7 protein-coding genes are annotated in these 15,080 nt (G+C 35.8%); 6 read left to right on the top strand and 1 reads right to left on the bottom strand.

Annotated features, from left to right (window positions below; genetic code table 11):
* The first annotated feature begins 12 nt into the window (after nucleotides 1-12).
* From SD960_RS17335 to SD960_RS17325, 3 genes are all read left to right on the top strand, one after another.
* Complete coding sequence (locus SD960_RS17335; RefSeq protein WP_318805014.1) at nucleotides 13-3,117, top strand: TonB-dependent receptor; 3,105 nt, start codon at nucleotides 13-15, stop codon at nucleotides 3,115-3,117.
* 21 nt (nucleotides 3,118-3,138) lie between these two features.
* Nucleotides 3,139-4,830, top strand: coding sequence for a RagB/SusD family nutrient uptake outer membrane protein (locus tag SD960_RS17330; RefSeq protein ID WP_318805013.1), 1,692 nt, complete (start codon nucleotides 3,139-3,141; stop codon nucleotides 4,828-4,830).
* Nucleotides 4,831-5,147: 317 nt separating this feature from the next.
* Nucleotides 5,148-6,059, top strand: a complete 912-nt coding sequence (locus tag SD960_RS17325; protein ID WP_318805012.1) for a carbohydrate kinase — start codon at nucleotides 5,148-5,150, stop codon at nucleotides 6,057-6,059.
* Nucleotides 6,060-6,164: 105 nt separating this feature from the next.
* Here SD960_RS17325 and SD960_RS17320 read toward each other — a convergent pair whose 3' ends face one another.
* On the bottom strand, nucleotides 6,165-7,454 hold the full coding sequence (locus tag SD960_RS17320) for an amidohydrolase (protein WP_318805011.1): 1,290 nt from the start codon (nucleotides 7,452-7,454) through the stop codon (nucleotides 6,165-6,167).
* Between the two features lie 495 nt (nucleotides 7,455-7,949).
* Between SD960_RS17320 and SD960_RS17315 the strand changes: the two genes are divergently transcribed.
* From SD960_RS17315 to SD960_RS17305, 3 genes are all read left to right on the top strand, one after another.
* A complete protein-coding gene (locus SD960_RS17315) occupies nucleotides 7,950-10,115 on the top strand; it encodes an alpha-N-acetylglucosaminidase (protein WP_318805010.1) in 2,166 nt (721 codons plus the stop codon).
* A 279-nt stretch (nucleotides 10,116-10,394) separates the two neighbouring features.
* The gene (locus SD960_RS17310; protein ID WP_318805009.1) at nucleotides 10,395-13,406 is read left to right on the top strand and encodes a TonB-dependent receptor; all 3,012 of its coding nucleotides are present in this window, start codon (nucleotides 10,395-10,397) and stop codon (nucleotides 13,404-13,406) included.
* Between the two features lie 18 nt (nucleotides 13,407-13,424).
* Entirely contained in the window at nucleotides 13,425-15,038 is a 1,614-nt protein-coding gene (locus SD960_RS17305) for a RagB/SusD family nutrient uptake outer membrane protein (RefSeq protein ID WP_318805008.1), read from the top strand.
* The last annotated feature ends 42 nt before the right edge of the window (nucleotides 15,039-15,080 follow it).

Here is a 15,080-nt window from a genome sequence, read left to right as displayed (position 1 = left end):
ACCACTAACCTCATGAAAAGTAAAATTATTTATTTTCTATTTTTCTTTTTTCCAATGCTGATGATGACAGCGCAGGAAAGCGGAATTAAAGGAACGGTAATTTCGTCAGATGACGGAATGCCGCTTCCGGGAGCAACCGTACTTATTTCGGGTACAAATACCAGTACAGTAACAGATTTTGATGGAAATTTTTCTTTCGGGAACATCAATCCAGATGCTGTTATTGTTGTTTCTTTTATCGGTTTCGCACCACAATCGATTCCCGTTAAAGGACAAAATACAATCCATATAACTTTAAAAGTAGACAACAATCAGCTAAATGAAGTTGTTGTAACAGGATATTCCAAACAAAAGAAAACAGATATTACCGGAGCTGTTGCTGTTGTAAACATGAAAGATGTTATGAAACAGCCGGAACCAAACCCAATTAAAGCGCTACAGGGAAGGGTTGCGGGGGTTAAGGTTTCGTCTGACGGATCTCCGAGTGGAGCAAATACAAAAGTGGTGATTCGCGGCGTTGGAACTTTAAACAACACAGATCCTTTGTATGTAATTGACGGAATGCCAACTAAATCTGGAATGCACGAATTGAACCCGAATGATATTGAAACGATTCAGGTTTTAAAAGATGCTTCTTCGGCGAGTATTTACGGTTCTCGTGCCTCAAATGGTGTAATCATTATTACGACCAAAAAAGGTAAAGAGGGTAAAATGAGAATCAATTTTAGCACGTATACCTCTCTTTCTAATTATTCAAGAAAGCAGGAAGTTTTGAATGCAGATCAATTTGGTCAGGCTTTATGGCAGGCCAATATCAACGACGGATTAAATCCGAATAATAATAATTTGCGTTACCAATTTGACTGGTCTGTAAATAATAACAAACCACAGTTAAACAAAGTTTTGATTCCCGAATATTTAGATGCTGCTCAAACGCTAAAATCAGCAGATACAGATTGGTACGATGCGATTTCGCAAACAGGAATTGCAAATTCATACGATCTTTCAGTTTCGAATGCATCTGACAAAGGCAATTATGTTTTTTCTCTGGGATATTATGGAAATGAAGGTGTTGTAAAAACAACTGATTTCGAAAGAATCTCTGCCAGAATGAACAGTTCTTATAAATATTTTAATGGTAAATTGGTTATTGGAGAAAACTTTAGTTTTACCCGTACCAATGAAGTTACAGATCCTTTAGTTTTAGATCCTGCGCTTCGTGCCCTGCCAATTATTCCGGTTCACACTGTTGATGGGAAAGGCTGGGGAGGACCGGTTGGCGGAATGAATGACAGACAAAATCCGGTTCGACTTTTAGAATATAACAAAGACAATAAATACGATTATTTACGTCTTTTCGGGAATATGTATGCCGATTTAGAGATTATAAAAAACCTTCATATCAAGAGTAGTTTCGGTATCGATTACGGGTTTTATAAAAAACGTACTTTACAAAGAAGTTACCAATCGGGTTATTTACAAAACGATCAAACATCGGTTACCATAGACCAAACGGTAAGTGATAAATGGACTTGGACAAACACGGCTATTTACAGTTTGAATTTCGGAAAAAGTAATCTGAATTTAATGGCAGGAACCGAGATGTACAAAGATACTTATGATACCACGACTTTGCGCAAAAATGACTTTTTGATCGAAACGCCAGATTATATGTATCCGGATGCAGGAACGGGAGAATCGTTTACAAGCGGAACTTCAACAGTATATTCTTTGCTTTCTTATTTTGGAAAAGCAGATTATGAATTTGATAATCGTTATTTGCTTTCGGCTACAATTCGTCGCGATGGTTCGTCGCGTTTTGGTAAAAACAATCAATTCGGAACCTTTCCTGCAGTTTCAGCAGGATGGAGAATCAGCAATGAAAATTTTATTAAAAATAATGCACCCGTTTTTTCTGATTTGAAATTAAGAGCAGGATGGGGACAAACCGGAAATCAGGAAATCAGCAATACAGCTGTTTATAGTTTGTATTTGGCCAGTTATGCAGGAGGAAGTCCGACCTGGGCAACGTCTTACGGAACAGCTTATGACCTTGCAGGAAACGGAAACGGATTGCTTCCGTCAGGTTTTATTGCAACACAATCCGGAAATGATGATTTAAAATGGGAAACAACGACACAAACAAACATTGGTTTAGATTTCGGATTATTCAAACAAAAATTAAGCGGTTCTGTTGATTATTATATCAAGAAAACAGAAGATATTTTGGTTTTACCGGCTTATTTAGGAGTAATTGGCGAAGGCGGAAATCGCTGGGTAAACGGTGCTTCGATGGAAAATAAAGGATGGGAAGTTTCTTTAGGATATCACGATGAAACATCATTTGGATTGAAATATGACATTTCAGGAAATATTTCGGCAAACAAAAACAAGATTACGCAATTGCCGGATGAAGTACGAAATAACTACGGAGGAGACGGATTAGACGATAATATTTTAGGCCGCCCAATAAACTCTATGTACGGTTATGTTACTGATGGATTGTTTAAAAGTCAGGACGAAGTAAGCAACTCGGCGCTGCAGGAAGGAAAAGGTCTTGGAAGAATTCGTTACAAAGATTTAAACGGCGACGGAAGCATTACGGATAAAGACCGTACGTGGATTGGGAATCCAAATCCGGGATTGACTTACGGAATTAATTTAGGATTAGGATATAAAAATTGGGATTTCACCACTTTCTGGGAAGGAGCAAGTGATGTTGATGTCATTAACAATACCAAATACCAAACCGATTTTTGGAGCGTAGATGACGTAGGTTCTAACAAAGGAACTCGTTTGTTAAATGCCTGGTCCGTTGACAATCCAAACTCGACTATTCCGGCTTTAACTACAGTGGATAGAAATGCAGAGTCAAGATTCTCCACTTATTATGTAGAAAACGGAAGCTATTTAAAACTTCGTGTTTTACAATTTGGATACAGCCTGCCAAAAGATTTATTGAAAAAAATGAATTTCGACAGCTTTAGATTGTACATCAGCGGACAAAACTTATTGATCCTTGATGCTAAAAGTTTTACTGGTGTAGATCCTGAAAATGCAGGATTTGGATATCCGCAGCCAACGACTTTCACGGCTGGTCTTAATTTTACTTTATAATAAAGATTAAATCAAAAAAAAATGAAAAAGATACTATATATAGCAGGGTTTTTAGTGCTGGGAATATTGGCTTCCTGTTCTGATTTTCTGGAAGAAGATCCTCGTGGAGTGTTGTCTGAAGAAGATATTGTAACACCACAATCTGTAGAAGGTTTTATGAATGCGGCGTACGCACAATTAGGAAATGATCATTATGATTCGCCTTATAGTTTGTGGCCATTTGGAAATGTACGTTCTGATGATGCTTACAAAGGCGGAAGCGGAACTAACGATATTCAGGATTTTCACTTTTTTGAAGTTTCGAATAATATCAGATCTGATTTTGGCGAATTGGATAACTTTTGGTACATCAGTTATGTGGGAGTTTCAAGAGCCAATAAAGCTTTGAAGGCATTAGAACAAATTTCAGAAGCTGATTATCCGTTAAAGAAAACCCGTATGGCTGAAATGCGTTTTTTAAGAGGACATTTTTATTTTATGCTGAAAATTATGTTCAGAGATGTTCCTTACATCACAGAAGATATTGCGATTGAAGATTATAAAACAATCTCAAACAAAGCCCTTTCAAACGAAGAACTTTGGAATAAAATAGCAGAAGATTTTCAGGCTGCCGCCGAAGCTTTACCGGAAACGCAGCCACAAGTGGGCCGTGCAACTCAAAAAGCAGCATACGCTTATTTGGCAAAAACACGTTTGTATCAGGCTTATACGCAGGATGAAACTTATAAAGTAACCGGAATCAATCAACAGCATTTGCAGGAAGTAATTGCAGCCACCGATAAAGTAATCGGCAAAGCAAGTTTAGAACCGGATTTTGCCAATAACTTTTTACCGGGAACTTTTGAAAACGGAACTGAATCGATTTTCTCCATTCAATTCTCAGACAATGACGGAACTTTATACGGAAGATTAAATTTTTCAGATGTACTTTCAACACCACAAGGTTTAGGATGTTGTGATTTTCATAAACCAAGTCAAAACTTAGTAAATGCTTTTAAAACAGGCGCAAATGGTTTACCGGAATTTGACACTTATAACAATCAGGATTTTGATTATAAAAATATCGCTGCCAATACGGTAGATCCAAGATTGTATCATACGGTTGCCATGCCAGGTCTGCCTTATAAATATGATCCTGAATTTTTATATGTTGAGGCTTGGGTTAGATCTCCGGGAACTTACGGGTATTTTGCATCCTTAAAAGAAAACGTGGCGCCAAGCTGTAGTTGTGTTGTGAATATTGATCCGTTTTACGGAAATTCTAAAAACAGAATCCAGATTCGTTATGCCGATGTGATTTTGATGCGTGCCGAAGCCCTGATTGAATTAGGAAGACAATCAGAAGCTTTGCCATTAATCAATCAAATTAGAGAACGAGCTGCCCAAAGTACAGGACGACTTCCGTATGTAAATAACTTTAAAGTTAATACGTATGAAGACGGCGTTAATTGCAACTGGACACAGGATTTTGCCCGTAAAGCAATGCGTTTCGAACGCCGTTTGGAATTGGCAATGGAAGGAAATCGTTTCTTTGATTTAGTTCGCTGGGGTGTTACAGATCAGGTAATGAATGATTTTTACGCAGGCGAAAAAACAAAACGCACCTATTATCAGGATGCCTTTTTTGATGCAAGTAAAGAGGAGTATTGCCCAATTCCGTTGAAACAAATTAATTTCAGCCAGGGAGTGTACAAACAAAATCCGGGTTATTAATTGCTATTTTAGAATTAATGATAAATGAAGAATAGCTAAGGAGAAAGAAGTTCCGTTTGCATGATTTACATTATGCAAACGGAATAACATTAATAATAAAACCCGTTGGGTGTAATTATTTTTAACACATAGAAACATAGTCCCGAAGCGTCGGGATGAACTCAAAAAGGCGTTTCACTTGCATTAACAAACATAGCTATGTGGGAGAAACAAGTTTCATTGAATTTACTTTTTCAAAATCATAAAATCTATGTTTCTATGTGTGTAATTAATTTTTTTGCATTATACCCAACGGGTTAATAATAAATATTTTTAGAATGAACAACGGAAAAAACCTTAAGGCGGTTGCCTTTGGAGAGGTGCTTTGGGATGTTTTTGCCAATGAAAAAAAAATTGGCGGTGCACCATTAAATGTGGCTTTGCGAATGAAAACATTTGGTTGCGAAGTAGCCATGATTAGTTGCGTAGGAAATGATGAAGATGGTGAGGCAATTATCAGTCAGGTAAAAAACCTGGGACTTGAAACGGATACTATTAGTAAATCAGAAGATTTTCCGACTGGTTTAGTAAACGTAACCTTGAATGAACGCGGATCTGCAAGTTATGAAATCACGTATCCATCGGCATGGGATAAAATTGTTTTGAATGAATTTGGAAAAAAAATAGCGTTTGATGCTGATGTGCTAATTTACGGAAGTTTGGTTTGCAGGGATGAAGTATCAGGGAAATCTCTGGAAGAATTGCTTCAGACACAAGCTTATAAGGTTTTTGATGTTAATTTGAGAAAGCCCCATTATTCTTATGAAATGTTAGAAAAATTAATGCACTTAGCTGATTTTATTAAATTTAATGATGAAGAATTGCTGGAAATAGCAGACGCAATGCATTCACCCTATTCGGGTTTGGAAGACAATATGAACTTTATTGCCGAAAAAACCAAAGTAAAAGCCATGTGCGTAACAAGAGGAAAGCATGGGGCTTTGTTAATGTGGGAAGGCAAGCTTTATGAAAATGGAGGTTATCCGGTAAAGGTTGCCGATACAGTTGGAGCGGGCGATTCGTTTTTGGCCGCTTTAATTACATCAGTGCTTAACGGAAAAGATCCACAAACAGCTATTGATTTTGCATGCGCCGTAGGAGCTTTGGTAGCTGAGGCGCCGGGAGCTAATCCCGAGATTTCTAATTCCAGAATTGAAGATTTAATGGCACAAAATAAAAGTATAATTTAACCACGAGCGTTTAATTAATACTGATTATAATATTAAGTTTTGACAAAAAAAATGGCGCCACCTGAAAACAGATGGCGCCATTTTTCATATCGATTAATGTTTTGTTTACTTGCCTCTTTCAACTAACAGCGAAGAAAATGTTTTAACTCCAATTCTAATACACTCTTCATCAACTTGAAAATTAGGAGCATGATTCATTGCTATGATTCCTTTTTGCACATTAGATCCTCCAAGCAGGAAATAAACTCCGGGAATTTTCTGTTGGAAATAGGCAAAATCATCATTGAAATAAGGAACCTGCCCATAGTCAGTTACTACAAATCCTTTTCCGTAAATATTGTCAAGCGTAGTAATAGCAGTGCGTGTTAAATTTGGATCGTTTAAAACTGTTGGGTTTTCTTTTATGAATTTAATAGAAATTTTCTGAGCGCCATAATTATTGTCTTCAATTACTTTATCAATGGCAGGTATAATGTTTTTTAATCGGCTTGCATCAGTTTCATAAATTTCTGCATTTATATGGAATGCATCGTTTTTAGAATATGCCCTAAAATTTTCGTCAGCAATTAAATAATCAGTAAATATTGTTTTTGGATTCATCAAACCCATTTCAGGATCTGAAATAAGTTGAATCTCCCATGGTTTGCTTTGGTTATTCGATCTAACCAAAGAATTGCGAATTTTTGAGGTTAGCTCTTTTAACTCTTTTGCAGGTAAAACATTTTTAAATTGTATTCCTATTTCTTTTTGGTAGGCAAACACTTCATTAGGTTTTACCATTATTTGTCCTGCCGGTAATCCTACTACGTGAAGCGCGTAAATCTCATCAATTTTATATTGGGCAAATAATTTGTTTTCAATAATTTTTTTTGCTCCTATAAATGTTTCTTCTTCAGGCTGAAAAATAAAATAAATTGTGCCATGCAGCGACTTTTTATTTTTTGCCAAAACTTCTGCTATTCCTAACGAAATCGCCATGTGAACATCATGACCGCAACCGTGTTGGACGCCTTTTGTATTAGATTTAAAATCAGATTCATCAGCAAAGTCATTTGGCAATGCATCCATTTCTGCTCTCCAGGCGATTTTCTTCCCTTTTTTTCCACTTTCTAAAATGCCTACAACCCCATATCCGTAAATATCCGTTTCAACTTTAAGACCTAAATTCAATAAATATTTTTTTATAGTCTCCTGGGTTCTTTTTTCTTTACCCGCCAGTTCCGGATTCTGATGAAACTCTCTTCTAATTTGGACAAGCTTGTCGAAAATTGCATCAGTTTCAATTTGGATGGATTTTTGAGTAACATCGTTACTCTTTTTTTCCTGTCCATAAATAATGTATTGTCTGCAAAATAGATTTACAATAAGTAATGCCAATAGAATTTTTTTATTCATTTTGTGTTTTGGGGTTAGCTGAATTTACTTTGAAATAGCTAATATAAACTAATTTTATAATGAATTGGTCTTAGATTGCCGATAGTAACCTTCTTTTAATACTATTGTTTAATGAAATTTCTGTTGATTAAAACAGAGACATAAATATAATTAAAGATCAAAAAAAATGAATCTTTAAAAATGATTATGTAGATTGAAAATCAATATTTTACCTTTTTTATCAATTTAACCCTTCTATTAAAAAAAAAGAGGATTAGAGAGAATATGTCTATGCTTTTGATTGATAAATCCATCTTATAGAATAGCATTATGTATACTTTTATTTTCGGTTTAATGTTCCATTATTTGATCCTGAAATTTAATGGATACAATTATTAATTATTAGTAATATATTTTTTGTTAGGTTTTGTTTGACAGGGAGATTAGTAATTTTTAATCTCCCTTGTTTTTGTTAGGCTAAATACGTTAAGACAATTTAATTAAGATATGATTTATATGAAAAGAGAGAATTTAAAAAGTAAAAAGGACAATTCCTTAAAAATGGCCGTCTCAGTTATGCTGTTATTTCTTTGTTCGTTTAAAGGATATTCTAAAAATGAAGAAAACACAAAAGACGCATTGGCAGTAATAGAAAGACTTATCGGTAATCGTGCCAGCGAGTTTGAATTAAGCATTGTTGAGAACAAAGAGAATAAATCAGATTGGTTTGAAATTGAAACAACAAACAAGCAGGTAAAAATAAAAGCATCAAATAATACGGCAATTTGTTATGCAGCTTATAATTTTCTTAGAGATATAGGCGCCGTCTTGGTGAGTTGGGAAGGAAATAGAATTCATTTACCTAAGTCATGGCCAGAATATTCAAAAAAAGGCGCGACACCATTTCAATACAGAGAATATTTAAATGCCTGTACCTTCGGGTACACCACTCCATGGTGGGACTGGAAGCGCTGGGAACAGGAAATCGACTGGATGGCGATGCACGGAATCAATCTTCCTACTGCAATGGAAGGTCAGGAAGCGGTGTGGCAGGAATTATGGAAAGAATATGGTTTGACCAATACTCTATTAGAAGCACATTTTGCCGGACCAGCCTTTTTACCTTGGCAGCGTATGGGAAATATCAACAGTCTCGAAGGGCCGTTGCCGCAAGAATGGTTCAGTAAAAAAGAAGAACTGCAAAAGAAAATCCTGGAGAGAATGAGAGCTTTAGATATGCATCCCGTAGTGCCTGCTTTTAGCGGTTATGTACCTAAGGCTTTTGCAGAAAAACATCCTGAAGCCAAAATAACGGAATTAAAATCATGGTCGGGAGGTGGTTTTGCGAGTACTTTTCTATTAGATTCCAAAGATCCTCTGTTTAAAAAAATAGGAATACGTTTTATTGAAATTTACACCAAAATGTACGGGAAGTCTAATTTCTATCTGGCAGATTCTTTTAATGAGATTGAACCTCCTGTTTCTGAGGAAAATAAATATGAAGAACTTTCGAATTACGGAAGTGCGATTTATGAAACTATTAATGAAGCCGCGCCGGGTGCAGTCTGGGTGATGCAGGGATGGCTTTTTGGAGATAATAAACAATTCTGGACAAAAGAAGCCACAAGCGCATTTTTAAGTAAAGTGCCAAATGACCGGTTGATGGTTCAGGATTATGCCAACGACAGATATAAGGTATGGGAAAATCAGGAAGCCTTTTATGGTAAACAATGGACTTACGGTTATGTACATAATTATGGCGGATCGAATCCTGTCTATGGAGATTTGAACTTCTATAAAAATGAATTGACAAGCTTGCTGAAAAATCCGAACAAAGGAAATGTTGTGGGTTATGGAGCAATGCCGGAAGGGTTAAATAATAATTCAATTGTATATGAATATATTTATGATCTTCCGTGGAGTCAGGGCGAGCAACCCATAAACGATTGGCTGACTAAATATTTAAATGCGAGATACGGACAAACATCAAAACCTGTTTTTCAGGCATGGGAATTATTACTGGAATCTGTTTACAATATCAAATATTGGGAAACCCGCTGGTGGAATGATAGGGCCGGAGCGTATTTGTTATTTAAACGTCCGACTGCGACAATTACAGAGTTTAAAGGAAATCCCGGAGATAAGAAAAAACTAAAAGAAGCTTTGGATATTTTAACCAAAGAAGCCAAAAAATACGATAAAAAGAATTTCATTAATTACGATTTAATCGATGCTTCAAGACATTACTATTCGCTTTGTATTGATGAAGATTTGGTTGAATGTGTAAAAGCGTATCAGCAAAAAGATATTTCAAAAGGAGATCAATTATTTAAAAAGATAGAAAAGCAAGCTTTGGATATCGATAAAATGATGTCACGACAACCATTAAATAGTCTGGATCAATGGGTAAAATCAGCTTCTGATTATGGGGATTCTCCTGAAGTATCTAAATTGTATGTAAAAAACGCCAAAACATTAATAACGCTTTGGGGCGGAGAAGGCCATTTAAATGATTATGCGTCCAGATCCTGGAACGGAATGTATAAAGGATTTTACTGGCCAAGATGGAAAATGTTTTTAGAAGCTCTAAAAAAATCAACAGTGGATAACACTCCTTTTGATGAAACAAAAGAAAGAGAATTGATTAAAAATTGGGAAATCAAATGGACCGAAAATAAATAAAAAATATACCGGGACTATAATTAATACGTATATAACCAAAATATAACTTAAACTTTTAACTATCAACTTAAACAATACTTAAAATATGAAATGAAATCTTTACGCAATCGATTAATTATAAGTTTTTAACTATTTAAATTTAGAAAAATAATTTTGAAAACCCTTGCTATCATTGACTTTACAGAAATTATCCATGTTTATGAATAACTTGTCCATTTGTTAACATTTCTTTACCATTAATTTCGTCAATACTATTTTAACCAATTAACCAATATCAAAATGGAAAAACTTAAACTTTTATTATTAGCCTTTTGTTTTTGCTTCTCAATTAATACCTGGGCACAAAAAACAGAAGTGTCCGGTGTTGTTTTAGATGACAAAGGCATTCCACTGCCAGCCGCCAATGTACTAGAAAAAGGTACAACGAATTCAGTAACAACAGATTTTGATGGAAAATTTAAATTTTCGGCTTCAAACAAAAATGCGACACTAGTAGTTTCTTATATGGGGTTTGACGATTTGACTTTAAAACTAGACGAAACAAAAACGAATTATTCGATTAAATTACAGTCTACTACAACCAGTTTAGAGCAAGTTGTAGTAGTGGGTTATGGAAAAGGATCTCGTAAAAACCTTACTACTTCTGTAACTTCTGTAAAAGCCGAAGATTTAAACAGAGGAGCAATTAGTGATGTTGGACAGCTTTTACAGGGTAAAGTTTCCGGTTTGAACATTTCATCAAGCGGTGACCCTACAAAAACGGCTTCTGTAGTTTTGCGTGGAGCTTCTACATTAAATAGTTCACAAGGACCATTTTATGTAATAGATGGTATTCCGGGAGTTGATATCTCTGTAATTTCACCAGATGATATTGCAACTATCGACGTCTTAAAAGATGCTGCTGCAACTGCTATTTACGGTAACCGTGCTGCAAATGGTGTTATCATGGTAACAACAAAAAAAGGAAGTAAGGGCAAAACGCAGATTGCATACAATGGTTATGTTGGTTGGGAAGAAGTTTCAAATAATCTTGACATGATGAATGCAGATCAGCTGCGAGATTTCACAACTAGAAACAATTTGAATTTTACTCCGGAAAATGATAAAGGTGCTAATACAAACTGGCAGAAAGAAATTTTAAGAACAGGACGTGCGGCATCAAGCAGCCATAACTTATCGATGAGTGGTGGTGGAGATCACGGAAGTTATACAGCAAGTATCACTTCTCTTAATAAAGAAGGGGTAATGTTAAAAAGTGACTTTTCTCGTATCATTGCCCGTTTATCTGTTGAACAATTTGCTTTTGATGATAAGGTTAAATTTGGTTTAAACGTTACCAATTCCAGTACAAAATATCAAAATGTACCACAAAGAAATACTGTTCTTTTGCAGGCAGCAAGTTATCTTCCTGTTTCTCCGGTAAGAAATGCTGATGGAAGTTTTTTTGAAAACTTTACCAGTCCGGGATATTTTAATCCTGTAGCTTTAATTGAACATGGTACCGATGAAACTAAAACGGATAACCTTGTAGGTAACCTTACTGCAGAAGTAAAACTTCCGTTTGGATTTACTTATAATTTGAATTTGGCGCACCAAAGATTAACTGCGTCTCATGGAGAATTTTATGATAGTTATTATTCACAATACAACAGTGCCAACTTTTACAACAACCCAGATCCACCTTTGACAAAAACATTGGTTAATTTTGGTGTAAATGGTTCTGCATTGAGAAATTCTTACGAAACCAGAAACAACATTATTGAAAGTTTCCTTACCTGGGATAAAACATTTGGAGAGCATAAAATAAAAGCTGTAGCAGGTTACTCCTGGCAGGAAAATACATTAGGAGATGGTTTTCAGGCTACAACAACGAACTTTCCTGTAGACAATGTTGGGTATAATAACCTGGCTTTAAGTAATTACACTTCGGTTAATGGTTATGTAGTAAATTTTGGTGACAGTAAAGCTTATCAAAAAACACGCTTGATAGCTTATTTTGGACGTGTGAATTACAATTACAAAGACAAATATCTATTACAAGGATCTATTAGAAGAGATGGTGGATCTATGTTTGGAGGAAATAACCAATGGGGATATTTTCCTTCTGTAGGTGGTGCATGGAGAGTAGATAAAGAAGGTTTCATGAAGAATCAAAACTTTTTTAGTGATTTGAAATTCCGCGGAAGCTGGGGGGTAACAGGAAACTCATCTGGATTTAATGCTTACACAGCACAGTTTATTTCCGGAAGTTTAGGAACTTTCTATTATAACGGACAACAAATTGGAGCTTATGGTCCTAACCAGGCAGCTAATCCTGATTTAAAATGGGAAAAAACAGCTACCACAAATATTGGAGTTGATTTTTCTATCTTAAAAGGAAAAGTAACCGGTTCTGTTGATGTGTACGACAAAAAAACAACAGACATGATTTTCAATTATAGTGTAAATCCGGTACTTGTACCAGTAGGATCAATTGTAGCAAACGGAGGAACAATGTCTAACAAAGGTATTGAGGTTAGTTTAAGTACAACTCCGGTTAAAACGGCAAATTTCAGCTGGACAACTAATCTGAATTTGGCTCACAATAAAAATGAAATCGTAAAATTAACTAGCCCTTTCTTTGTAGGCGGAGATTCTATTCGTCGTGTTCAGCCAGATGGTGGCGGACAAACAGGAAGTACATTACAGATTTTTAAAGAAGGAAAACCATTAGGACAATTCTTTACATTGAAATATGCAGGAAAAAATGCTGATGGAGTTTCACAGTATTATGATAAAAATGGTGATTTGACTACGACACCACAAATTGGAGTAGATTATCATTATGCAGGAAGCGCGCAGCCAAAACTATTAGTAGGATGGGCAAATAATTTTCAATACAAAAAATTCGATTTAAGTATTTTCTTCAGAGGGGTTTTTGGTAATAAAATTTTCAATGCCACTCGTGCCGATTTATTCAGACCTAGTACCGCAATGACCAATAATATTTTAGTTGATGCAGGAAACGAGTCTCCAAATGACTTAAACTCTTATAAATATTCAGATCGTTTTATAGAAGACGGCAGCTATGTAAGATTAGACAACATGACTTTAGGATATAATTTTGGTAAAGTGGGAAGGTATATCAACAGTGTACGTATTTATCAAACCGTAAACAACGTATTTGTTATTACCAAATACAAAGGAATTGATCCGGAAGTAGAACAAGGAGGAACAGCTCCTGGTGTAGATTCAAATAACTTCTATCCAAAAACCAGAACTTATATGTTTGGTGTAAATGTGATCTTCTAAAATTAAATGCTAAAAATTATGAAAAAGATATTAAAATATTTAGGGTTCCCAGTACTTATGGCTGGTTTAATATGGTCTTGTGACGATCTTGAAGTGCCTATTACAACACAATTGACACCGGAAGTATTTCCTCAAAACTCAGCACAATACATTCAGACAACAGGACCTGTTTATGCAGCATTTCGAGGTGAGTTTTCATTTGCCTGGTGGTGGTCACAGTCTTTATCTACAGATGAAGCTATTTTGCCTGCAAGAGGAGGTAACTGGTTTGATAACCGAAACTATATTGCGATGCATTATCATGACTGGAATGCAGATAACGGAATCATAGGAAGTCTTTGGGACTGGTCATCTAAAGTGATCGGAACAAGCAATCAGGCAATTTCAATTTTAAATCAGACAATGCCGGAAGGTGCAGAGAAAAATACGTTGATTTCTGAGTTAAAAACAATGCGTGCCATTTCTTATTACATGTTAATGGACAGTTATGGAGATGTACCGTTGGATACTTTATACGGAGATTTTTCGTCTCATGCCAAAACACCGAGAAAAGACGTTTTTAATTTTATTGAAAAAGAATTAAAAAATGCCGTTCCTAATTTAAATCCTGTAGCGGGAGTTGCCACTTACGGAAGACCAAATAAGCAAACGGCTAATGCAATGCTGGCTAAATTATATTTGAACGCTGAAGTATATACAGGCGCATCACGTGTTAATGAATGTATTGCTGCTTGCGATGAGGTAATCAACTCGGGCTTATATGTTATTGAGCCAAGAGCAACTTATCTTCAAATGTTTTATCCAACTAATGGGCCGTTGATGAAAGAATTCATTTTTGCAGTTCCTTACGATCCGGCAGCTGTTACAGTAGGTTACAACGGACAAATGTACCATTCACGTTATGATGTACCCCGTTCTGAAAGAGCTAAGTTTGGTCTTTCATTTACACCAAGTGCACCAAGAAGTACACTTCCTGAATTTTATGCTTATTTTGATGATGTAAATGACATTCGAAATAAACAATGGCTTACAGGGCTTCAGTTTATGAATGACGGCATTACACCTGTAACGGTTACAACAACCAAAAAAGGATATGACCAATTTTATACAGGATCTGATGGAGGAGCTGCATATACCTATCAGGTAAATTTAACACCAGATATTATACCACGTCAAAGTGAAACTTTATTTGATCTTGGAAACGACGAAATCGCATGGAATATGGGTTACAGAAATATTAAATTTTACCCGGATGCTACTTCAACAAATCGTAATCAAAAAAATGATGTTCCTTTCTTACGTTATTCAGATGTTCTTTTAATGAAAGCAGAAGCAATCCTTCGTGGAGGAAGCGTAACAATAGGACAAAGTGCAGATGCATTAGTAAATATGGTTCGTTCTAATCGTACAACATCTCCGGCATTAAGCGGTGTAACATTAGAAGATGTTTACAAAGAAAGAAGCCGTGAATTTACCTGGGAAGCATGGCATAGAAATGATATGATCCGTTTTGGAAAATATGAAGGGCAATGGGGTTACAAAACCAATGCAGACACCTATCGCCGTGTTTTCCCAATTCCAACCAATGCCATGGTTTTAAACCCGGCTCTGATCCAGAATGATGGATATTAAAAATAAGAATTAGTTAAGTACGCATTTGTTACCAATTTTAAT

Source organism: Flavobacterium sp. MMLR14_040 (genome assembly GCF_033657265.1).
Classification (GTDB): Bacteria; Bacteroidota; Bacteroidia; order Flavobacteriales; family Flavobacteriaceae; genus Flavobacterium.
This window is presented reverse-complemented; position numbering and strand designations above follow the sequence as displayed.

Excerpts from the sequence above, each read along its gene's own strand:
- SD960_RS17335 (WP_318805014.1), top strand. The coding sequence starts at position 13 with ATGAAAAGTAAAATTATTTATTTTCTATTTTTCTTTTTTCCAATGCTG.
- SD960_RS17330 (WP_318805013.1), top strand. The coding sequence starts at position 3,139 with ATGAAAAAGATACTATATATAGCAGGGTTTTTAGTGCTGGGAATATTG.
- SD960_RS17325 (WP_318805012.1), top strand. The coding sequence starts at position 5,148 with ATGAACAACGGAAAAAACCTTAAGGCGGTTGCCTTTGGAGAGGTGCTT.
- SD960_RS17320 (WP_318805011.1), bottom strand. The coding sequence starts at position 7,454 with ATGAATAAAAAAATTCTATTGGCATTACTTATTGTAAATCTATTTTGC.
- SD960_RS17315 (WP_318805010.1), top strand. The coding sequence starts at position 7,950 with ATGAAAAGAGAGAATTTAAAAAGTAAAAAGGACAATTCCTTAAAAATG.
- SD960_RS17310 (WP_318805009.1), top strand. The coding sequence starts at position 10,395 with ATGGAAAAACTTAAACTTTTATTATTAGCCTTTTGTTTTTGCTTCTCA.
- SD960_RS17305 (WP_318805008.1), top strand. The coding sequence starts at position 13,425 with ATGAAAAAGATATTAAAATATTTAGGGTTCCCAGTACTTATGGCTGGT.